The following is a 22,401-nucleotide window of genomic DNA, read 5'->3' as shown; positions in this document are numbered from 1 at the left end:
CTAAACGTAAGTGAAGGTGGTGAGGTGAATCGAAAGAAATATTTTATTTTCAAGAATCTTGTCATAACGCTAAGAATATGTACAACACCACAAACTTTTATATACGCCAGGTGTATACTGGATTAACACAAGAAAAAGAGTTGCAGCCTTTGCAAAAAGAAGTTCTGGATCATATTCATAAAAATATTGGTAAGATGAATGACACACAACTTCTTGCCTATCAGAAGAAATTGGAAAAAGAGAAATTAAAACCTAAAGAAGAACAGAAAGAGATTACATGTAATTTGTTTTCAGAACCTAATTTTGAAAAACCTTATGTAGATTACAACTTTCTAGATGCACTATTTAAGGCTATGATTCAAAATGATTATCGAGCTTTGCCTACACAATGTAGCCAGTCAATCATGAAAGGTTTGTTCCAAAATTGGAAATCTTTTTTTGCTAGTTTAAAAGACTATAAAAAGAATCCAAACAAATATGGTGGAACGCCTAGGATTCCAAAATATATTCGTTCTTCTGAAAAAGAGATTTTGTATACAAACCAAGATTGCATCATTAAAAACGGTAAATTTTTAAAGTTTCCAAAGACGAAATTGCAATTAAATATTGGGAAACTAGGTTTCACTGAAGGTAAACTGAAACAAGTTCGTGTGATTCCAAAATGCAATGAATATGTAGTGGAATTGGTAATTGATGTTCCTTCTGAACAACAAATTATTGAAGAGAATGCTCGTTATATGGGTATTGATTTAGGTATTGATAACCTTGCAACCATCGTAACAAACACAGGTATGAAACCTGTCCTTGTTAAGGGCAAACATGTCAAAAGCATAAATCAATATTACAACAAAATGAAGAGTCATTTTACAAGCATTCTTAGAAATGGAAAACAAACGAATGAAGGACCTTTTTCTTCTAAAAGGATAGAAAAACTTCATCAAAAACGTTACTTGAAAATAAAAGACGTCTTCCATAAAGTTAGTCACCATATCGTAAAACTAGCTCAAGAAGAAGAAGTTTGTAAAATCGTTATTGGTCAAAACAAAAGTTGGAAACAAGAAACGAATATGGGAAAAAGAAATAACCAATCGTTTTGTCATATCCCACATAGTTTACTGATTCAAATGATTACATACAAAGCAAATGCTGTAGGCATTCAAGTTGTTGTAACTGAAGAATCATATACATCGAAAGCAAGTTTTCTGGATAACGACTTCATTCCAACGTATGGAGAAAATGACCAAAATACAACTTTTTCAGGAAAACGAATAAAGCGCGGCATATATCGTTCAGCAAATAAAACTTTAATTCATGCAGATGTAAATGCTGCGGCTAACATTTTACGAAAAGTAATCCCAAATGCATGGACAAATGGGATAGAGGGGTTAGGCGTGAAACAGCTCGCTAATGTGTTAACTCCCCTGACGTTAATCGTCCGTTAGGTCGAAACGTTAGAAACCCCCACTTCAAGCTTTGCTAAGTGTGGGAGTGTTCATTCATAGAAAGGGAGATTCATATGCTAGGAGTATCAATTTATCTTTCAAAAGAACGAGTAAAGAAACAAGAAGAATGGCTAAAAGTAGCGAAGAAAAACGGATTTTCATCTATTTTTACATCACTTCATATACCAGAAGATGATCCAAATACGTATAAAGAGTTAATTCAAATACTTGGGAAACAGGCTCTTGAAAATGAAATGGAATTAATGGTCGATGTTTCTCCAAAATCGCTACACCATTTAGGAATGACGTACGAAAATGTGGAAGAGTTAGTAGAGTGGGGAATTACTGGTTTACGAATGGACTATGGCATCACGCCGAAAGAAATCGCGCGTGTATCCCATAAAATGAAAGTAGCCTTAAATGCGAGTACGATTACAGATTCATTTTGGAAAGAGTTAATTACTGAAAAGATACGGGTAGAGAATGTAGAAGCGTGGCATAATTTTTACCCGCGCCCGGAAACAGGACTAGCAAAGTCCTTCTTGCAACAGCAAAATCAATATTTGCATGAGTGCGGAATAAAAACGATGGCATTTATTCCAGGGGATGGGGAGAAACGGGGCCCGTTATATGAAGGATTACCAACGTTAGAAAAGCACCGCAATATGCGCCCGCTTGAAGCGTATTTAGAACTTGTACAAGATTGTGGTGTCGATAAGGTGTTAATTGGGGATATAAGCGGAAGTCTAGAAAGTGTACAAGAGATAGCGAGTGCGAGTAGAGGGATTATTCCGCTGCGGTACAAATCGTTTATAACTGATAAAGAAGTATTAAAAATAGTGGAACAAGTGCATACAAATAGGCTGGATCCAGCTCGTGATGTCATTCGCTCAGTAGAATCGCGAGAAGAACATAAAGTGATTTTACAGCCGATGCATACAATTACAAGAAAGAAAGGCAGCATTACAATTGATAATGAATTGTACGGTAGATATGCAGGAGAGATGCAAGTTGCTATACATGATTTGCCTGTAGATGAGAAAGTGAACGTTGTTGGCATGGTTGTAGAAGAGGATATTTCTTTATTGCCGTATGTTGGCGCTGGAAAAATGTTTCAACTTTTTTGTGCGATAGAGTAAAAGCTTGAATTAACGCTACTTTGTAGGAAAACATTATCCGTAAAAGGGATAATGTTTTTTGTTTTCTTTAAAAAAGTATTTGACGAATGAAATGAAATACCGTATTGTTTTGACTTGTAAATAAAAGTTCACCATAACAAAACAAAAAGGAGAGAAAAAAATGAATCAATATATTGGGAATTTAATTATTCGTATCGTGTTAGGAGTAACGTTCTTTGCACATGGTTTAGCGAAGTTTCAATCAGGTATCGATAACGTAGCAGGCTGGTTTACAAGCATCGGCTTACCAGGTGGTCTAGCGTATGGCGTAGCAACAGTTGAATTAGTTGGTGGTATATTATTAATTATCGGTTTAGGCGTACGATATGTAGGATTGTTATTTGCACTAATTTTAGCTGGAGCTATCGTAAAGGTAAATGGAGCAGCAGGTTTATTAGGAGATGGAAAGAATCCAGGATATGAATTAGATCTTGCATTATTATCAATGGGTGCGTATTTATTCGTTGTAAAAGCAGAAGGATATGTAGATCGTTTCTTAAAAGAGAAAGTAATGAAAACGAAGTAAATTTTATGTATAAATTGTTGACTTGAATCATTATTGTAACTATAATGATTACAACTTATAAATTAAGAGTAAAATGATTTTAATATTTTTTTACACAAGATGTAACTATAAATGTTACATCTTGTGTAAAAAATAAATAAAACGGGAGGAAGTAATATGTCTAAAACAAATTTGGAAATGATTCAAAGCACGTATGAAGGATCAGCTTCTTCGAATGCAAAACATTTAGCAGAAGCCCTCTCCGAAAAAGCAGAATGGACAGAGGCAGAAGGGTTCCCGTACGGGGGAACTTATATCGGTGTAGAAGCAATAATGGAAAATGTATTTAGCCGATTAGGATCAGAATGGGATGATTATAAAGCAAGTGTAAATACATATCATGAAGTAAGCGGAAAAGATGTAATTATTGCTGAAGGTATGTATTCAGGAGTTTATAAAGACACGGGAAAATCATTTGAAGCAGAATTTGTTCATGTATGGCAACTTGAGAACGGAAAAATTGTGAAGTTTAAGCAATATGTAGATAGTCATCTTGTTAGGGAAGCGATGAAGAGTTAATGCTTTTTAAATGGATTGCAGGTATATGTATTACCATTATGGTAATCATCTCTTCTATAGTTGGCGGAAAGAAATTGCTTGCATATGTGGAAAAAGAAAATAAAAATATTCAAATCCAGCAAGCGGCAAACGAAAAAGAGAAAAAAGCTGCAGAAGAAGCTCCGCAAATTAGTGAAGGTGAAATTATTTCTACTATGCATAAAATGGTGCACCAAAAGGTAAAATCCTCTGAAAAATGGGGATTTGTAGAGATGACAAAAAAGGAAATTTCTAATGTAAAAAGATATATTGAAAATAGTACAGGTTTTCAATATAAAATGAAGTTATTTTCTATTATAAATAGATGGGAAAAAGGAGATTTTTCTCAAACTGTTGAGGAGCACAACTTTTTATGGAAACTTCAAGGTGGAGATACTGGTAAGGCAACTGAACGTTTATCACCAGAAGAGGAAAAGCAGTATATAAAAGAAATGAAGAATAAATAAAAACATCGCCAACTCAGATGACGATGTTTTTTCATTACGAATGTTTTCGTATTAAAGCTCTAGTTGGCTGAACAGTAACTGTTTTGAAATGAGAAAATAAATAACATCCTGTCACAACGATCATTGTTCCTAAAATTTGAATCCACGTTAATTCTTCTCCAAGGAAAAGGAATGCTAAAATAGCAGTGAAAATGGGATTGAAGTTTAGAAAAATACCAGATGTAGTTGCTCCTAATTTTTGTACGCCAACATTCCAAAATACCATACAAAGAACTGTGGAAATGAGTCCAGTATATAAAAGTGATGTTATAAAAGAAGTGTTGATATTTGTAACAGTGAAGCTTCCTATGTTAAATGGTAGTAATAAAATAACGCCGAAAATACCAGAGTATAATGTGGCCATGAGTGGTGTCGTTGTTTTTGTTGCCCATTTACTACAAACAGAATAGATTCCCCAAATGCAAACAGCCGCAATCATCCATAAGTCACCACTATTAAAATGTAGTGAAAATAAAAGTGCAAGGTTACCTTTTAATAGGACGAGGATCACCCCGAAGAATGAAAGAATCATAGATAAAATTTGAAGTGTATTTACTTTTTCTTTTAGAAATAAGACAGAAAATAGTGCGATTGAAATTGCGTTTAATGTAGAAATAAGCCCTACATTTGTTGCGGATGTTTTTTCTAATGCTAAAAATTGAAAGATGTTAAAAAGAGCAACCCCTGAAATTCCCATCAATATTAACGGAAGTATCGCCGCGCGTGGTGGAATGATTTTCTTTTCTTTAAACCATACCATCGGTAATAAACAAACGATCGCAATCATCCATCTTAAACTTGTAAGTGTCATTGGAGATGCGTGATCAACAAGTGATTTTCCAACGACAAAGTTTCCCCCCCATAATAAGCTCGTTAGTAATAGTAAAAAGACATAAAAATAAGGCATATTAAAATCCCCTTTGTTGTAATCAATGTGAATTGTAAATAATTTTAGCATTTTTCTTTATTGTGTAATATATTCTTTTGTATAATGGATAAAAATCGATAAAATGTTTTGTTATGAATGATATTTAAAGAATGATATTCAGTTTTTTATAAGTTATAAGGTGTTTTTTCGAATAATCATCGGTAAGAAAAAAGGGGGAATTATAATGGAGTCGTCTGTTATTAAAGTGTTGGATGATTTAGATGTACAAATTTTAGATATATTACAGAAGGAGTCACAAGTAAGTAATGCAGAGCTTGCGCGACGTGTTAATTTATCACCAGCTGCAATGCATGCAAGAATAAAAAGATTAGATGGAGAAGGGTTCATTGATAAGCAAGTAGCTATTTTAAATCAAGAAAAGCTTGGTTTTGATTTGTTATGCTTCATTTTTATGAGTACGAATATTCATCAATCGGATAAACTTGAAGTGTTGGAAAAAGAATTAGAAGCGATGCCTGAAGTGTTAGAATGTCACTGCTTAACAGGAGAGTATGATTATTTATTAAAGGTTGCAAATCGTGATCGTAAAGAATTAGAGCAGTTTATTAGAAAGCTGAATAAGCTTGGTATTACAAAGATACAGACGAGTTTAGCACTTCGTGAAATTAAATATTCGACGGTATTACCGATACGAAATGAGGAACCGAGCATCGATTAGATTGCTTGGTTTTTTGTTTGTGTAAGGGTAAGAAAAGTGATTGACGAGGGGGAAGGAGAGATGTATTATTATATAAAATTATGTATTAAAATTCATTTCAAGTTATAAAAATTAATATTGGGGGCAAGGGGATAGAATATGAAAATCTTTAACGCAGTTACGAGTGATGTGAAAGAAATTTATAGTCTTATTGAGATTTATGCAAAAGAGGGAGTGGTTTTACCGCGTTCTCTTTTATCTCTCTATCAATACTTACAATGTTTGTATGTTGTGAAAGAAGGGGAAGAAATTGTTGGAGTTGCTGGTTTACATGTATTAGGGGAGGATCTAGCAGAAGTCCGGTCGTTAGTCGTTTCGCATACATATGCAGGGAAAGGGATTGGACGTATGTTAGTAAACCATGTAATAAATGAGGCAGCGAAAATAAAAGTGAGTAGAGTTATTTCTTTAACATATGAAACGGAATTTTTTCAAAAGTGCGGGTTTGATTTTGTGAATAGAGATGCATTGCCAGAGAAAGTATGGATTGATTGTAGGCATTGTCCAAAGGTTGATTATTGTGATGAGGTGGCGATGGTTCGGTATGTTGGGTGAATTTTTCAGACAGAAAAAGTCCCACTATTATTTACGTGATAGTGGGCATCTATGTTTTAGGGGAAATTAAGAACTTGAATTCGTTTTTCTTACTGCAAACTTAAAAATGGGGTTTTTAAGTTCATAGTTATAAGTAAAACCATCGACAAGCCCTACAACTTTATCGCTATCGTAAAGATCGAGCATAAATTGTGCCATTTGTTTTGCAGTGTGGAATTTTGGTACAACATTATCGTATTGGAATTCATCAATATCAAATGAACGTTTCGCAAATTCTGTTTCAGTTGCACCAGGTGCTAAAACTTTTGCCTGCAATTTTGCACCTTGTTCTTTTAATTCGTGAGATAAACCTTCTGTAAATGCACTTACATAGAATTTCGTAGCGCAATACGTAACAGCATCAGCAACAATTGTGTATCCACCGCCTGATGAAACGTTAATAAGTTGTGTGCCATCAACCATGGAATAATCTCGAACGAAAAGAGAAGAAAGTATCGTTAGTGCTTCTATATTTACATGTAACATCGTTTCGATTTTATTTAAATTTTGTTCAGCAATTGAGGCGAAATTACCAAAACCTGCGTTGTTAATCCACGTTTCAATTTGAAAAGTTTGTAGGCTTTCATAAAGCTTATAAACATTTTCTGTGATGGACAAATCCGTTCTTCGAATGACAACATCCAATGCTGGATTCATTTCGTTAATTTTTAATTTTAATCCGTCTAATTCTTCTTGTCTTCTAGCTACAAGTATTAAGTTCTTTCCACGAGATGCAAAGGCTAAAGCTGCTTCATAACCGATTCCAGAACTTGCACCAGTAATAACAGTGTATTTCATATAAAATCCCCCTAAGTTCAAATAAATTTATTATGGTTAGATTTTATTTGTTAGAGTATACTCTAAGTCAAATGTTTTTTTATAAATTTGATAAGGCCGTAAAATATATGAGGGTAAGCATGTGGAGGGAGTTAGAGTATGTACACAATTAGCGAGGTTGCTAAATTAATAGGAGTGAGCACTCATACATTACGTTATTATGAAAAGGAAAATATATTAATTGCAAATCGTAATACAAATGGAAATAGAGTGTATGATGAATCACATATAACATGGTTGCAGTTTGTAATGAAATTAAAACAAACGCAAATGCCAATAGCAAAAATAAGGGAATACGCTAGGTTATATTTAGAAGGAGAGCATACAACTGAAGCTCGTTTACAGCTCCTAGAAGATCATAGGAAATCTATTCAGGATCAAAGAGAAAATTTAGTAATTACAGAGAAGATGCTTGAAAATAAAATTATTGCATACAAGGCCTCTTTGGAAAATAAATAGAAAACAAAATCCGCTCCTTAGTTATAGGATAAACATGGATTTGATCTCATAGTGTGTTGGCAAATAAAAAAGAGCAGCTAGCAAAAGCTAACTGCTCTATTCAAGGGATCTCTCCAAGGGGGAGTGGAGAAAATATTATGTTACTAGTAGTATTGACAGATTATTAGGAAATATACAAATTTGATGAAAGAAATTTTAAATAAACTTTCGGCATTGACAGTTTTTACAATATTCATGTACAATACACATGAATGACATTCAGTCATTTTCTGAGGCAGGATGTCATTTGCTTGGAAATGTAACAAATACAATAGTAAATGAGGATGATAGTTGTTTATATAGTAGTAATGAAAGATCATATTTTTTTAAAACAAAAATGACTGATAGTCAGTCATAAGAGGTGAGAGGTATGAAAAATAAAGCTTGGTTATATGTCATATTAACATGTATCTTTGAAATTTTTTGGGTGTTTGGTTTTAATACAGCCAATACTTGGTGGCATTGGATTATTATTTTAGGCGTTATCGCTGTTGATTTTCACTTCCTTTCTAAAGCGTGTGAACATCTTGCAACAGGGACTGTATATGCTGTTTTCGCCGGAGCTGGTACGGTAGGTACTTTCTTAATGGATGTATTCCTTTTCGGCGGGAGTTTCAGTGTAGGAAAATTATTCTTTATCGTGATGGTTGTAGCTGGCGTTATCGGTTTAAAGCTAGCTGATAATAAAGAAGATACTATGGAAGGAGCTGCTTAAAGATGGGTTGGTTTTTCGTATTTTGTGCTGCAATTAGTGAAATAGTCGGTGTGATCGGTCTAAAAATGTATAGTAAAGATAAAACGTTAGCAAATGGTGCACTTTATATAGGTGGGTTTGCTACATCCTTCGCATTCTTGTATACATCTTTCTTATTTTTACAAGTAAGTGTCGCGTATGCAGTTTGGATTGGTATCGGAACAGCAGGTGCCGTTTTATTAAACATGTTCTTGTTTGGTGAGTCGAAAAGTAAAGCACGTATCATTAGTGTGGCTCTTATTGTATGTGGAGTGACAGGGTTAAAGGCTCTTTCTTAAAGGTACTTGGCATTTTTATCTCCTAATTTTTTGTTAGGAGATTTTATTATGAAAAAAATGATTTCCTCGCAAAGTTCACTATCATTGACAGTACAATCGATTATCTTATAAAATGAGTGACAGTCATTCAATACGCGTTTGAAAGGGTTTAGATGATGAATAAAAAAGAGAAAATTGTCTATGCAGCTATTGAAGTGTTTCAGGAAAAGGGCGTTGAAAAAACGAAGATTTCTGATATCGTGAAATTGGCGGGCATTGCACAAGGAACTTTCTATTTATATTTTCCTTCTAAGTTATCTGTTATGCCTGCAATAGCAGAAGTGATGGTTGAAAAGATGATACTTGCAGTGAAAGAAAAAGTGCAAAATGATGCGCCTTTTTCAAGTAAAGTGACGCAAGTAATAGATGCGGTGTTTCACTTTATAGCGGAATATCGTGAAATACAAGCTTTAATGTATGCTGGTCTTGCATCTACAGAACATATAAAAGAATGGGAAGCTGTGTATGAGCCTCTTTATATGTGGTTAAGCGAGTTTTTAAGTGCGGCGAAAGAAGCTGGTGAAATTCGTGATTCGGTTCACGCGGAGCGAACAGCGAAGTTATTTATCGCTCTTGTTGAATCAGCAGCGGAACAAGTGTATTTATATGATCATAAAGATGATGAGCAAGTTGAGCTACAAAAGGCAGAAGTACTAGATTTTTTAACACATGCATTACATATAAAGAAATAGTGAGATGAACCTGTCTGAGAAGGTAGGTTCATTTTTGAGGAAAACTGAATGATAGTCATTCACCTGATGCGTATGTATGTGTGGAAGGATACAGTGAAATTCTAACGAGTAGGGGCATCTCTACTCATGATTAGCCCACAAATAGCAGGATAAAGAAAAAGCTTCTTGGGCATTATTTTTTTGAGGGGAGCTTACGGGAAGAGGTGTTGAAAGTGAAGAAACCGATAAAAGAACAAAAGATGGTATTGGTCATTCTTTTGAGTAATATATTTATCGCTTTTTTAGGGATTGGATTAATCATTCCGGTTATGCCGTCCTTTATGAATGATATGGGTTTAACAGGTAAGACGATGGGATATCTCGTTGCAGTGTTTGCAATGGCTCAGCTTATTGCTTCACCTATTACAGGCCGATGGGTCGATCTTTACGGTAGGAAGAAAATGATCATCATTGGATTATTTATTTTTGGTGTTTCAGAGCTTCTTTTTGGATTAGGAACAGATGTATGGATGCTATATGCAGCGAGGGTGTTAGGCGGAATTAGTGCTGCGTTTATTATGCCTGGTGTTACGGCATATGTTGCGGATATTACATCTATGCAGGAACGTCCAAAGGCGATGGGATATTTATCTGCTGCTATTAGTACCGGCTTTATTATAGGTCCTGGAATCGGCGGATTTATTGCAGAATACGGTATACGTGTGCCGTTTTTCGTTGCAGCAGCAATTGCTTTTATAGCATGTGTAATTTCGATCTTTATTTTAAAAGAACCGTTAACGAAAGAGGAGCTTGCAGAGATTTCTTCTAATACGAAAGAATCAAGCTTTATTGGTGATTTAAAGAAATCATTACATCCAATGTATGCAATCGCATTTATTATCGTATTTGTACTTGCGTTTGGTTTATCAGCGTATGAAACTGTGTTTAGTCTGTTTTCTGATCATAAGTTTGGATTTACACCGAAAGATATTGCAGCAATTATTACAATTAGTTCAATCTTTGGGGTAGTTGTGCAAGTATTTATGTTTGGTAAATTGGTTGATATATTCGGTGAAAAAGTGTTAATTCAAATATGTTTAATTGTAGGTGCAGTATTAGCGTTCGTTTCAACTGTAGTCTTTAATTATTGGATTGTACTTCTCGTTACGTGCTTCATTTTCCTTGCATTTGATTTACTTCGTCCAGCTTTAACGACGTTTTTATCAAAAGCAGCTGGAAAAGAGCAAGGGTTCGTTGCTGGTATGAACTCAACTTATACGAGTTTAGGAAATATAGCAGGACCGGCGATGGGCGGAATATTATTTGATATGAACATTCATTATCCATATGCATTTTCAGGAGTTGTTTTAATAGTTGGTCTCGGCATTACATTTATGTGGAGAGAGAAACAGCTAGCTGAAAGTTTTGCGAAGTAATAAAACCCCTTACGACGGTAAGGGGTTTTTGTTTTATAAGCTTAATCCAAACCGTTTTAATTCAATAAATATCCCCTCTAATTGCTTTCCTTTATCCGTTAATGTGTACTCTACACGAGGCGGAACTTCTGGATATACTTTTCTCGTTATAATGCCTTGAGACTCTAATTCTTTTAGTCGAAGCGATAATGTTTTTGGACTAATACCATCCATTGACTTTTGTAAATCACTAAAGCGTAATGTTCCTTCGATAAGAAGGTCACGAATGATTAAAAAAGTCCATTTTGTACTAATAACGTCAAGTGTCTTGGCGATAGGACATGGGATTCCAGGTAAACCTTTCGTTAACATAACCGGATCTATATTGCTCATGGAACTAGCCCTCCTATAAAAATTTTTTGAGTGAATTTGCTTTATAGTATCACAAAACTATCTTTTTGGTAACTATATGAAAAAAATATCACTACTTCCGAAAGGGAAGCTATTGCATATACAATAGCAATAAGAAATATAAAGAGTTTGTAGTAGGGGAGGTGATTTCCATGGGTATAAAAAAGTTGTTTGCGTTCCTTAGTTTTTTTGTCATTTGCATTGTGCTTGTAGCATGTGGCGTGGAAGAAAAAACGGAAGTCCAGTTATTAAAAGAAATGCCAAAGCCAAAAGCGATGACAATTGATCCCTCACTAAGTCAAAAGGAAGCGACCGAAATGGTTCATGCAGCGCAGCGTTTTTATGCATTTTGGGATACAGGTAAAGAGGAACTTATTCCGCAGACTGTTACTGAAGATTTTTTCGATCATACATTGCCGAAAGGGCGACCACAAGGCATGGAAGGATTAAAGTTTGCGGCGCAAAACTTTCATAAAGTTGTTCCTAACATACATTGCGAGATTGAAGATTTATTAGTCGTCGGTGATAAAGTAACAGCTCGTCTTTCTTTTACAGGAACGCATAACGATAAAAAAATCGATTTTTTTGCAATTGATATTTTACATGTGAAAGACGGAAAGATTACAGAAGACTGGCATTTAGAAGATAATCTTACGCTGAAGCAGCAACTTGGGTTAATAGCTGAAGAATAAAAATAAGGGAGAGAAAAGCGATGAAAAATATATTAATTATAAATGGGCATGAAAAATACGGTACGAAAGAAGGACGATTAAATAGAACGTTAGTTGATTATATGGTAACGGTATTAAGTGAGAAGCATCATGTGAAAACAACAACGATTCAAGATGGCTATAGTATTAAAGAAGAACAAGAGAAGTTTTTATGGGCTGATGTTGTGATTTATCAAACACCGATTTATTGGTTTAGTGTTCCAGGATTATTTAAAACGTATATGGATGAAGTGTATGAATACGGTTTGTTCTTTAAAGGTGCAGATGAATATGGAACAGGTGGTTTATTAACAGAGAAAGAGTATATGTTCTCTACAACTTGGAATGCACCTGAAAATTCATTTGGAGATAAGACGAAGTTCTTTGAAGGGGAAAGTCTAGAATCAACGCTTAGTCATTTACACCGCGTGCAGAAGTTTCTTGGAATGAGTCCGTTAAAGAGTTTTGCTTGTTATGATGTGGTGAAGAATCCGGATATTGAGAAGTTTTTATTAAACTTGAAAGATCACTTAGATGAAGTAATTAAATAATAGTTTATATTTGTATGTGAAGAAGGTACTACTAAGGATGTAGTACCTTCTCCTTTTATAAAAACTTGCATGTTAATACGTGGATGGCTGTATCCATAACTTCGCAAAATTTGCCCAGCCGAATGAATCAATTGTTACGTTTTTCAAAGCAGAAGGGTATGTTTTTCTTTTTAAAACGTGATAGTTAAATAAAATGATGTGTTCTGTTTGTAAAAATTCTTCGATCTCATACATGAGCTCATAGCGCTTCTCTTTATTTTCTTCTAATAAAAAAGTATCAAGTAAGCAGTTAATTTGTTTTTCATAGTGCGGGTCCATGAACCGGTTTACGAAGCAACTTTTATTTTTAAATACATTTAAGAATGCAAGTTCATGATCGGTAGCAAATACTTCTCCCATGAAAATAATATCGGCATGTTGATCGATAGAACGGTTCATATAATCTGAAACGAGAAAGGGGTGAAGCTCTACTTGTATACCTAAACTTTCACATCGTTCTTTTAGAAAATATGCATCATTTGCACTATCTTTAAATGCGAAGAAGTAAATATGTATCGTCTCTCCATTATAGGTGCTCTTTTTTAAATACTCTTTCGCTTTTTTTAAAGAGTAGGACCTTGTAGGACTTTTGCGGCTTCTTTCAGGGAAAAAGCTTGATGCAGCAATTGTCCGTCTGCCTTCTATGCTACGAAGTATCGTTTCAACGTCATATAGTTCTCTCCAAGCCTTTCGAAAGTAAATGTCGTGATGAGGACCAGATTTTGTAAAGTTGAAGCCAGCATAAATACAACCTATTTCTTCTATTTGTATATTATACCTTTCATTTTTCTCCTCATTTGGTAGTTCATAATCAGCATCGATTTGTATATGATCAGGAATACCCCAAAATTCAATACGGTCTAATAATGCGCGTTCTTTAAAATAGTGGGTGAACGCTTCGAGTACGATATTGTCTTCAGAGTAATGAGCAAGTTTGAAAGGTCCAGTACCTATGTAATGATGATTTTGGATACTCACATCACGCGGTAAAATTGCTAATTGTATGGAACTTACATAGTGTAAGAAAAATAAATTTGGTTTTGCTAAATGAAATCGAATTTGCAGTGGTGATGGCGTTTCAATTTGAACAATTTCTTCTGTTAACCATTCAAAAGGAGAGTGAACTTCTTTTAGTCTTTCAAATGAAAATTGTACATCTTTAGAAGTTAAAACTGTTTCGTTATGAAAATATACATCCTTTCGTAAATAAAAAGTCCACGTAAGCCCGTCTTCACTTAATTCCCACGTATGCGCAATGTGTGGTTCCATTTTTTCAGTAACATCGTTATAAACGACTAACGTGTCAAAAATTTGACCCGTAAGATGGCTCTCTGTAGTTACAGCTACAAAAGCCGGATCTAATGGGAATAGCTTTCTCGATATAGGAATCTTTAATATGTCGTACATATCATTTGAAGGTTCGTATCCAAAATGATGATGTAGTTTATTTTCTATCTTTTTTTGAAGTGCAAGGGGTAGGGGTTCTTTTAAAAGAAGAAAGATATCTTTTAATTTTTCTTGAGCTAACAGTTCATCTGTATAGGACTCAATCGCTTCTACGAAATTATGTATAAATAGAATTTCCGTTTTATTCCCGCGGCCTCGACCTGGAGTCCAGTGAATTAATTGCTCCTCGCTCATTTTCTTTAATAAAATCTTTACGTTTTTTGTACTGCAATATAAAACATCCGCTAATTCTTGTAAGCTATTTCGCATATGTTGTTGATCTTGTGCATGTAGTCTTAGTCTAATGTAATAGTCCATAATTTTCATATATACACTTCCTTCTATCATAAAAGGGGAAACTCTTTAGAATATTCTAACCTTTTTCTTCCTTTTTTTCAAAGTAAAATAAGTAAGCATAAGGAGGGGGAAACAATGGGATTTTGGAGTATGCATCGAAATATAAAAATTAGAATTATAACTTCGTTTTTAACACGAACTGTATCCACGATGATTTTTCCATTTATGGCGATTTATTTTTCAATAAAGTTAGGTAGTGCGATTGCTGGTGCGTTACTACTTATTAATGTCATAGCTTCATTAGTAATTGGTCTATACGGTGGATATGTTGGAGACCGGCTTGGGCGTAAAAAGGTTATGATTATCGGTCAAAGTATACAAGTCATTTCCATTGCTTGTATGGGAGTTGCGAATTCGGATTATGTAGATTCACCGTGGTTAACATTTATCTTTATGCTAGTGAATAGCCTAGGATCTGGACTTATGAATCCTGCGACAGAGGCGATGTTAATTGATGTGAGTACACCGGAAAATCGAAAAGTGATGTACAGCATTAACTACTGGGCGATTAATTTATCCATTGCAATTGGAGCGATATTTGGAGGACTACTATTTGAAAACTATAGATTACAATTGTTTATCGTATTAACAGTAGTTGCAATTATTACTTTATATGTGATGGCTGTATATATGGAAGAGGTGTATGTAGCGAGAAAAACAGTAGAGAAGAAAAATATATTAAAAGATATGGCAGATAGTTATAAAGTTGTAATGAAAGATAGAGCGTTTTTAATTTTTTGTGCAGCGAGTATATGTACATTATCATTAGAGTTTCAAATTAATAATTATTTAGGAGTACGTTTGCAGAAGGAATTTGAAACGGTACACTTTTTATTCGGGAATGGTGTTACGTTTGATTTAACAGGTATTCGCATGCTGAGCTGGATTTCAGCAGAGAATACAATTTTAGTAGTGTTATGTTCAGCTCTGCTTATTAAAATGCTAAAAAGCTTCAACGATTTGAAAATCTTATATGTAGGTTTGTTCATTTATACAATTGGATTTACAATACTCGGAACGAGCAATAGCTTATGGATTTTATTATTTGCAGGGCTTTTCCAAACAGTAGGTGAGATGATGTATGTGCCAGTACGTCAATCTATTATGGCAGATATGGTGCCAAATGAGGCGAGAGGTTCATATATGGCGATTAACGGAATGGTCTTTCAAGTGGCAAAAATGAACGGGGCATTAGGTGTTATGCTAGGTTCATTTCTTGCATCTTGGGGGATGAGTGCTCTGTACTTTATCGTTGGTATGAGCAGTATTTTATTATTTATGAAAGCGATAGGGAAAGAGAAGTATGAGGGTGAAAGAAATGTGTCCCAGATTGGATAAAACGATATGAAAAGCGATGCTAGAAATCGCTTTTCATATGGCCTTTAAAACGGATCAACTTCAGCTAAATTTGGAGTGGTGCTCGGTTGTAGTAAAAGATTTTTTAACGTTCCCACTTCAGAAAGAGTGACTAATATGTAGCCACTAATCAGTACAATAAGTCCGATGACGCGTAACGTTTGTAAGCTCACTTCATTATTATTCGTTTCCGTTGGATTTGGGGGCGTTGAAGGTGGATTGTTATTCATAAATAAGGCTCCCATCTTTTGTATTTATATATGTGTAAAATCATGATTTAACTTATGGATAGGAATTGTATAGTCATTTTCACTATATGAGAATTGCCTATGAAAAGTGATTGGAAATTTTCGGACGAGAAAAGGGGGGATCCAAAAGATTATTAAAACTGAACTTTTGGATTCCCTTCTTTTTATTTATCCTGCTATTTGTGGAGGTCAGATTGCTTGTAAACGACCAGTTGGTGAGGGCTGATTCATTATTTTCATGTAAATAAAAGGAGGTTAGTTAACCAAAGTAGCTATCCTAATATACGCAACGATTCTTCAATAAACGCCGGGATGTCTTCCGGTTGTCTACTTGTAACTAATTGATTTTGACATACGACTACTTCTTTGTTGTGAAAGTTTCCGCCAGCGTTTCTTAAATCGACTTCAATAGATTTATATCCAGTCACATCACGTCCTTCAAGTGTTTGTGCAGTGATGAGTAGCTGAGGTCCATGACAAATAGCGAAAACAGGTTTTTCCGCATCCATAAATGCTTTACTAAAGCGTACAAAACGCGCATCTGCACGCAGTATATCTGGGGAAAATCCACCCGGTATGAAGAGGGCATCAAAGTTATCTGGAGAAACATCATCAATACTTTTATCAATTACCACTTCACTTTTTCCTTGTTTACCGTGTACCGTTTTCCCTTTTTCCGTTTCAATAGTTGTTAATTCATATCCCTTTTGATGAAAAGCTTCTACTGGCTCTGTGTATTCTGTATCCTCGAAATAATCCGTTATTAAAATAGCAATTTTTTTACTCATTGCAGTCAGCTCCTTACATTATAGTATCGGTTCCAGAATCCTCTTTGAGCAATGCATCGTAGTGTTTGTTTCCTTTTAAATTTCTAATCCCCCCAGTTCGTTTCCCTTGTTAATTTAATACATACCCTTTTTATTAGGACGTAAACATGTATTATCGTTTTTGTATGTAAAAATCATAAAATATCGGTTGTGTCGGGGATTCTTGTTTGAGGAAGAAAAATAAAAAAGGCAAGGAGAGAATTTATTTTCTCCTTGCCTTTTAAGATAATTTTTTTCGTTAAAACGAAGAAACGCGTTGCTTCGTTTTTGGTACAATAATAAATTTGATCCAGAGTAACCCGATAATCATAACGATAAGGCTATGTAAAAATTGTCCCGTAGCAATGAGTATAACACTCGAAAATACAACGAGCTGAATGCTTAGTAATATAAAGATTAAGTGAAGAAATTGATTCATTCGTTTTTCAGTATCAATTGGATATAATGCTACGATAATATTTCCCGAAAAATATTTCCACAGGGAACGGAGCTGCATAGAAATCATATATAGGACGATATATGAGATAGCGCCTTTTACGTATATGTTTGGTATAAAATATAAGGCAAAGGCACCAATTAGCCCTAAGCGAATATATATACCGAAATAATCATTCCCGCGTAAAAATGCTAGTGTATGTAAATAGAAGAAAGTTGCTCGTTTTTTATGTAATAAAGGTTCAATCCAAGTTGTAAGCCATTTTCTTTTATTTACTTGCTTATTTAGTTGCGGAACATCGGTGAAGATGCTAGCAAATTGATAAAAACGAACGTTCATTTTTTCTTCTTGCTCGATTATGTAATCCCACGGTATTCGTTTTGTAGGCTGTTTTTTCGTATATAGAAGCAGGAAAGCAAGTAGTAAGAGTAATCCGCCCAATATGAGAACATTTGCTGAGTAAAACAGCATATAAGTAATTAGTGCGTTACAAGTAATGCGAATAATGAACCATATGTTTTTTTCATGACTATCGCGCCATATCCAATGTATGTATATGTTCCAAGCTTTCGTAATCATTAAAACGATAAAGATTGTACATAAGAAAGGTACAGTTACTTGTAATGATTGCAGGGCAAGTGGAACGAGAATAAGGAACGTAAATAATAATGGAAAAAGCTGAATGATATAATTATATAGAAGAGATTTTTTGAAATAAGATGTTAATTTCTCTTCTAAGGCAAGCAAATAGACAGCGTCAGGTTTTTGAATAAAGGTACGGATCGGGCATCTCGTTATAATGAATGTAAGAACGACCGTTATGAGTAGTAAAGATATTCCTTTAGAAGGAGATGCTTTTAGAAACTGAGCATAATAGTATGCACCAACGCATGAAATAAAGATAAAGCTATATAGTAAACCGTTAATCATACGTGCAAAGTATGTAATGATATTTTGAATATGTTGTTGGAAGCGGCTGCTCCATAGTGATTCAATTGACATGTTTTTCACCTCTTTGTTCTATTATATATGTTTTACAAAAGAAAAAACGAGCAAATTGCGTTATGCAACTTGCCCGTTTTTCTTTTCGTTATTTTTTTTCTGATCACGATTCATTAATGGATAGAAGGCAAAGCCGATTACGAATAAACCAATTCCGAGAAGGAACGTTTTTATATCGGATGCACCCGTTTTAATAACCCATAGTGCGTAACAAAGTGCGATAACTGCGACTATACCATCTGTAATTCTTGCCCGCATTTCATTTTTATACGTTTCACCAGTTGCGACTAGTTTTAACTGGAAGATTGGTGAAACGAGATATGGAATGAGGTAGGCCAGTGTTGATACGGTAATAACGAATGTATAAGCTTCCGCAATGGTTCCTGATAATGTTGAGAATAAGAACACTTGCGACATAATGTTTGTTAATCGTAATGAGTAAATTGGACTTCCTTTTTTATTTGTTTTTGTGAAGAAGGAAGGGAAGAAACCTTCTTTTGCTGCTTGATACGGTACTTCTGAGCTTAATAAAATCCAGCCTAAGATAGAACCGAACAGGGAAGTAAGAGCAAGTAATGCCATCAGTTTCCCGCCGCCATGACCCATTGCAGCGTTTAGTGCGTCTGCTAATGGACGTTCAGAAGCTTGTAATTTATCGACGTGAAGTACACCCATTGTTAAAATTGTAATTCCTAAGTAAATCGCAACTGTAATAAGTAATCCCGCAACTGTTGCGCGTTTTACCGTTTTTGGAGAAACAGCACGGTTTGATAAAAGAACCGCGGATTCAATTCCGATAAATGCCCAAAGCGTTGTAAGAGCAGCTAAATTTACTTGTGAAAGAAGACCGTGTGATACACCTGATTTATCGATCATCGGTGTATACCATTGTCCAAACTTAGAAGCTTCGAATGCAAATAATGTAACGACAATAAATAAAAGGAATCCAGTTACTTTCGTTGTTGTTGCTAAGAAGTTTAGCTTTCCAGCTCCGCTTACACCGTTTGTTAATATAATATGAGTTCCCCAAAGTAAGATGGAACAAATCGTAAATGTAATTAGTTTTCCGACTTCTACGTTAAACGAACCGATTGAAAATAGTAGTCGCGTATCTTTCATAATTGGGAAGAAGAGTGATAAATATCCCGCAAATGATGTAATGATGGCAACGTTACTTGCCCAGTTTGCAACCCAATATCCCCATACCATACTGAAACCAGCCATTTTTTTCTTTTTTGGTGTTGAGAATAAAGCATATGCATGACTTTGTGGTCCTGTCGTTAAATCAGGACGACGAATTGCTAAATTACCGAAAACAAGAGCTAGCATTAAAACACCAAACCCTGTTGTTAACCAAGCTAAAGTGACACCGAGAGGGCTTGCTGTTTGTGCCAACGTACTTGGCACCATGAAAATACCAGCACCAACCATGTTACCGACAACGAAAGCTGTGAGTACCCAAAAGCCCCATTTTTTTTGTTGCATAGAAAATACCTCCAAAGTTAGTATAACCAAGTCAAGCGAGGAGATATGTATGTCTTCCTGAGTCAGGAAGAGAAGTCCCAAACAAAACAAAAAAAGCACGTAATTTGCCGCTACATGCTTTCTATCTTATAAGAAACCCACGACATACCTCTCGATAGCTCTCCACAAACGAAACGTTTGTGACAGTTCTGCACTTATTAAATGCAGACCCAGCAAGTGTGCATGGTGGACACAACTTACTTCGGCAACCATTCCTTTCTCATTCCTTCATCAATGCCACTACATCTCCGGAAATGATACTCTTAATGATTGCAACCTCTACCTCACCGAGATACGAATGAGGATTTAAATATTAAATTAACGTATTTAAGAGTAACAAATGAATTTTTATACGTCAATGGATATATTAATAATCAGATTATAGAGAAGAGTTTGTGATTAAAAGTAAGGAGGGATTATTATGTAATATTGAATTTTCATAATATAATAAATGTTATTGGCGCTAGAAGATTGAAAAGGGGATGAAGTATATGTCTGTATGTCATAAACATTCAGTAATAGGTGTATTAGATTCGGGAGTTGGGGGATTAACAGTTGCGAGCGAAATTATAAGACAATTGCCTAAAGAGAGCATTTATTATATTGGTGATAATGAGCGTTGTCCGTATGGGCCAAGAAGTGTAGAAGAGGTACAATCTTTCGTATTTGAAATGGTTGATTTTCTCAAACAGTTTCCGTTAAAAGCTCTAGTTGTAGCATGTAATACTGCTGCAGCTGCTGCATTGACTGCGCTGCAAGAAGCACTTTCTATTCCAGTTATTGGCGTTATACATCCGGGAGCAAGAGCGGCAATTAAAGTAACGAAGAAAGGGAAAATCGGAGTAATTGGAACTGTAGGTACGATAAAATCTAATATGTACGAAAAAGCATTGCATGAGCTTGATACATATTTGAAAGTGCATAGTCATGCGTGCCCGACCTTAGCTACAGTTGTAGAAAATCAATTAGAAGATACAGCATATGTAACCGAGCAAGTGAAACAAGCTTTACTGCCATTAACGAAAGAAGATATAGATACGCTAATTCTTGGTTGTACGCATTATCCACTTTTAGAGTCCTATATTAAAAAGGAACTAGGAGAAGATGTAACGATTATTAGTTCTGCAGAAGAAACAGCGATAGAGTTAAGCACAATTTTACAGCACAAAGGAATTTTGTCTGATAATCTGAATCCGAAGCATCGATTTTTTACAACAGGCTCTGTTTCTTCATTTGAACATATTGCTGAGCGATGGCTAGGGTATCAAATTTCTGTAGAATGTGTGGATGTACCCGTAAAGAATGCTCGCATCTGTAATTAGACTGTATTAAAGTACTTTTTGTTCAATAAATTAGGTTAGTTGCATAAGAAGGAAAAAATGCACTTTTAATTGAAAGGATTAAGGGCATTTCAATTAAAGGGGAGATTGGATTATGGAATTATCAAGGTCTCAATTATTTGCTTTAGAGTATATTTCAAAATATGCAGAGAACGAAAAACGTGAGGCTAAAGCAACAATTAATCATATACTTAACATGTGTAATATTACAGATGAAATATTTGAAGAAGCTGTCGCTAACTTAAAATCTCATGCAAGGATCGCTTTACACTTTCATCCAGACAGACTCGATTCGAGTATGAAAAGTGTTGCTGAAGCGTTGTTTGAACAAGGAATATATAAAAGTCAGTTTGAAACATTGCTATCTAATGGAAGTGTGTCTGCTTATCCGGGTGGTGAACGTGACCTTTGGGAAAAGAGAATATTTGGAGGGGCATATCAATTGGAGGGGGTAACGAATAATCAACGGCCAAAGTATGGAGCGCTAAATTTGATGTTACATCCAGATGGGCCTGCTCCGCGTTTTGGATCATGTTACTTTCTCTTATCTCCAAAAGTTTCTTATCGCTCTACATATACGTATTTAGATTCGCATCAAGATCCAAAAGAAAAGGGGACTTATGAGGAGTTTGATATGATTTTAGCTGCTCTTTTGGAAGAGACATTTGTAAGAGATTTTGCAATTGGTGAAGGGAATTTGACTCCAACAAGATTAGTTAATCATTTACTGGCTAACCTGGAAAGGCCGTTTATAGATTTAGTAAGCAAAGAGCCAGCCCGTAATCTTAATCATTATATTGAAGCGCAGATTCATGGAGAGATTTCTCTTAAAGAAGACGTGGAAGCTCTTGTTGTAGATCCTTCATTTAAGGGTATGGATGTAGGAAGAACTTTAGAAGAAATTTGCCTGAAGTATGCTATTGATTTGTATTGGCACACAGGTTTTGTACTTATGGTAGACGACGTTCCAATGGATTTTAGAGGTTCAAAAATGCCATCTTTAGCAAGACGCATTGCACGGAATCATTGTATCGATGCAAATATAATCGGTTCTGCTGTAGCGGATTTGAAACGCAATCCATTATCTTGGAGTGATCGTGGAACTTATGAAGAAGTGCTTCAGGAATTAAAATTATTATGGCATGTTTTAGTTCGATTTGGAAAACCAAATCGGAAGTAGAACGAAATACTTCG

At 35.1% G+C, this 22,401-nt stretch carries 25 protein-coding genes and 1 riboswitch; of the genes, 17 read left to right on the top strand and 8 right to left on the bottom strand.

The features are described 5' to 3' along the window. Positions 1-38 precede the first annotated feature (38 nt). From AC0NJG_RS25010 to AC0NJG_RS24990, 5 genes are all read left to right on the top strand, one after another. Positions 39-1,442: an RNA-guided endonuclease InsQ/TnpB family protein gene (locus AC0NJG_RS25010; protein WP_474063585.1), complete on the top strand. Its 1,404-nt coding sequence runs from the start codon at positions 39-41 to the stop codon at positions 1,440-1,442. 74 nt (positions 1,443-1,516) lie between these two features. Next, positions 1,517-2,581: a DUF871 domain-containing protein gene (locus AC0NJG_RS25005; RefSeq protein ID WP_474063567.1), complete on the top strand. Its 1,065-nt coding sequence runs from the start codon at positions 1,517-1,519 to the stop codon at positions 2,579-2,581. Between the two features lie 160 nt (positions 2,582-2,741). Continuing rightward, a complete protein-coding gene (locus AC0NJG_RS25000; protein ID WP_001077751.1) occupies positions 2,742-3,146 on the top strand; it encodes a DoxX family protein in 405 nt (134 codons plus the stop codon). A 156-nt stretch (positions 3,147-3,302) separates the two neighbouring features. After that, entirely contained in the window at positions 3,303-3,704 is a 402-nt protein-coding gene (locus tag AC0NJG_RS24995) for a nuclear transport factor 2 family protein (protein ID WP_474063566.1), read from the top strand. Continuing rightward, complete coding sequence (locus AC0NJG_RS24990) at positions 3,704-4,189, top strand: PRK06770 family protein (protein ID WP_173602296.1); 486 nt, start codon at positions 3,704-3,706, stop codon at positions 4,187-4,189. Before AC0NJG_RS24995 ends, AC0NJG_RS24990 begins: the two co-directional genes overlap by 1 nt. Before the next feature lie 34 nt (positions 4,190-4,223). Here AC0NJG_RS24990 and AC0NJG_RS24985 read toward each other — a convergent pair whose 3' ends face one another. Next, on the bottom strand, positions 4,224-5,135 hold the full coding sequence (locus AC0NJG_RS24985) for a DMT family transporter (RefSeq protein WP_087951461.1): 912 nt from the start codon (positions 5,133-5,135) through the stop codon (positions 4,224-4,226). Between the two features lie 205 nt (positions 5,136-5,340). Between AC0NJG_RS24985 and AC0NJG_RS24980 the strand changes: the two genes are divergently transcribed. Both AC0NJG_RS24980 and AC0NJG_RS24975 read left to right on the top strand, forming a co-directional pair. Beyond that, positions 5,341-5,835 carry an Lrp/AsnC family transcriptional regulator gene (locus AC0NJG_RS24980; protein WP_000446103.1) on the top strand — a complete coding sequence of 165 codons (495 nt, stop codon included), beginning with the start codon at positions 5,341-5,343 and terminating at the stop codon, positions 5,833-5,835. Between the two features lie 138 nt (positions 5,836-5,973). Beyond that, a complete protein-coding gene (locus AC0NJG_RS24975) occupies positions 5,974-6,429 on the top strand; it encodes an N-acetyltransferase (RefSeq protein WP_143880829.1) in 456 nt (151 codons plus the stop codon). 66 nt (positions 6,430-6,495) lie between these two features. Here the strand turns inward: AC0NJG_RS24975 and AC0NJG_RS24970 are convergent, their stop codons facing one another. After that, the gene (locus tag AC0NJG_RS24970) at positions 6,496-7,266 is read right to left on the bottom strand and encodes an SDR family NAD(P)-dependent oxidoreductase (RefSeq protein WP_087951463.1); all 771 of its coding nucleotides are present in this window, start codon (positions 7,264-7,266) and stop codon (positions 6,496-6,498) included. Between the two features lie 138 nt (positions 7,267-7,404). On the opposite strand from AC0NJG_RS24970, the gene AC0NJG_RS24965 reads away from it, so the two are divergent. From AC0NJG_RS24965 to AC0NJG_RS24945, 5 genes are all read left to right on the top strand, one after another. Further along, a complete protein-coding gene (locus AC0NJG_RS24965) occupies positions 7,405-7,764 on the top strand; it encodes a MerR family transcriptional regulator (RefSeq protein ID WP_000288057.1) in 360 nt (119 codons plus the stop codon). A gap of 409 nt (positions 7,765-8,173) precedes the next feature. Then, on the top strand, positions 8,174-8,518 hold the full coding sequence (locus tag AC0NJG_RS24960; protein WP_000790625.1) for a DMT family transporter: 345 nt from the start codon (positions 8,174-8,176) through the stop codon (positions 8,516-8,518). Positions 8,519-8,520: 2 nt separating this feature from the next. Next, on the top strand, positions 8,521-8,835 hold the full coding sequence (locus tag AC0NJG_RS24955) for a DMT family transporter (RefSeq protein WP_000539674.1): 315 nt from the start codon (positions 8,521-8,523) through the stop codon (positions 8,833-8,835). 152 nt (positions 8,836-8,987) lie between these two features. After that, entirely contained in the window at positions 8,988-9,566 is a 579-nt protein-coding gene (locus tag AC0NJG_RS24950; RefSeq protein WP_001993037.1) for a TetR/AcrR family transcriptional regulator, read from the top strand. Between the two features lie 212 nt (positions 9,567-9,778). Then, positions 9,779-10,981 carry an MFS transporter gene (locus AC0NJG_RS24945; RefSeq protein ID WP_087951464.1) on the top strand — a complete coding sequence of 401 codons (1,203 nt, stop codon included), beginning with the start codon at positions 9,779-9,781 and terminating at the stop codon, positions 10,979-10,981. Positions 10,982-11,014: 33 nt separating this feature from the next. On the opposite strand, the gene AC0NJG_RS24940 is transcribed toward AC0NJG_RS24945, so the two are convergent. Then, entirely contained in the window at positions 11,015-11,353 is a 339-nt protein-coding gene (locus AC0NJG_RS24940; RefSeq protein WP_062821564.1) for a winged helix-turn-helix transcriptional regulator, read from the bottom strand. Positions 11,354-11,523: 170 nt separating this feature from the next. Between AC0NJG_RS24940 and AC0NJG_RS24935 the strand changes: the two genes are divergently transcribed. Next, the gene (locus AC0NJG_RS24935; RefSeq protein WP_062821565.1) at positions 11,524-12,063 is read left to right on the top strand and encodes an ester cyclase; all 540 of its coding nucleotides are present in this window, start codon (positions 11,524-11,526) and stop codon (positions 12,061-12,063) included. Between the two features lie 20 nt (positions 12,064-12,083). After that, positions 12,084-12,632, top strand: coding sequence for an NAD(P)H-dependent oxidoreductase (locus AC0NJG_RS24930; RefSeq protein ID WP_062821566.1), 549 nt, complete (start codon positions 12,084-12,086; stop codon positions 12,630-12,632). Between the two features lie 72 nt (positions 12,633-12,704). On the opposite strand, the gene AC0NJG_RS24925 is transcribed toward AC0NJG_RS24930, so the two are convergent. Further along, positions 12,705-14,465, bottom strand: a complete 1,761-nt coding sequence (locus AC0NJG_RS24925) for an SgrR family transcriptional regulator (protein ID WP_140168505.1) — start codon at positions 14,463-14,465, stop codon at positions 12,705-12,707. Positions 14,466-14,549: 84 nt separating this feature from the next. On the opposite strand from AC0NJG_RS24925, the gene AC0NJG_RS24920 reads away from it, so the two are divergent. Next, positions 14,550-15,812: an MDR family MFS transporter gene (locus AC0NJG_RS24920; RefSeq protein ID WP_087951467.1), complete on the top strand. Its 1,263-nt coding sequence runs from the start codon at positions 14,550-14,552 to the stop codon at positions 15,810-15,812. A 44-nt stretch (positions 15,813-15,856) separates the two neighbouring features. On the opposite strand, the gene AC0NJG_RS24915 is transcribed toward AC0NJG_RS24920, so the two are convergent. From AC0NJG_RS24915 to AC0NJG_RS24900, 4 genes are all read right to left on the bottom strand, one after another. After that, positions 15,857-16,060, bottom strand: a complete 204-nt coding sequence (locus AC0NJG_RS24915; RefSeq protein WP_001063866.1) for a hypothetical protein — start codon at positions 16,058-16,060, stop codon at positions 15,857-15,859. 290 nt (positions 16,061-16,350) lie between these two features. Continuing rightward, positions 16,351-16,866 (bottom strand): type 1 glutamine amidotransferase domain-containing protein, encoded by a 516-nt coding sequence (locus tag AC0NJG_RS24910; protein ID WP_474063565.1) that lies wholly within the window; start codon positions 16,864-16,866, stop codon positions 16,351-16,353. Between the two features lie 277 nt (positions 16,867-17,143). Beyond that, on the bottom strand, positions 17,144-18,343 hold the full coding sequence (locus tag AC0NJG_RS24905; RefSeq protein WP_087951469.1) for an ABC transporter permease: 1,200 nt from the start codon (positions 18,341-18,343) through the stop codon (positions 17,144-17,146). Between the two features lie 60 nt (positions 18,344-18,403). After that, a complete protein-coding gene (locus AC0NJG_RS24900) occupies positions 18,404-19,828 on the bottom strand; it encodes an amino acid permease (protein WP_001186317.1) in 1,425 nt (474 codons plus the stop codon). A gap of 147 nt (positions 19,829-19,975) precedes the next feature. Continuing rightward, a riboswitch (Lysine riboswitch) is annotated at positions 19,976-20,157 on the bottom strand. Between the two features lie 201 nt (positions 20,158-20,358). Here AC0NJG_RS24900 and racE point away from each other — a divergent pair. Beyond that, entirely contained in the window at positions 20,359-21,189 is an 831-nt protein-coding gene (racE, locus tag AC0NJG_RS24895) for a glutamate racemase (protein WP_087994715.1), read from the top strand. A 112-nt stretch (positions 21,190-21,301) separates the two neighbouring features. Next, the gene (locus AC0NJG_RS24890; protein WP_474063564.1) at positions 21,302-22,387 is read left to right on the top strand and encodes a DUF3626 domain-containing protein; all 1,086 of its coding nucleotides are present in this window, start codon (positions 21,302-21,304) and stop codon (positions 22,385-22,387) included. The last annotated feature ends 14 nt before the right edge of the window (positions 22,388-22,401 follow it).

Source organism: Bacillus sp. SSR7 (assembly GCF_055902415.1).
Note: the sequence above shows the minus strand (reverse complement) of the source record. Positions and strands in the feature narration are given on the sequence as shown.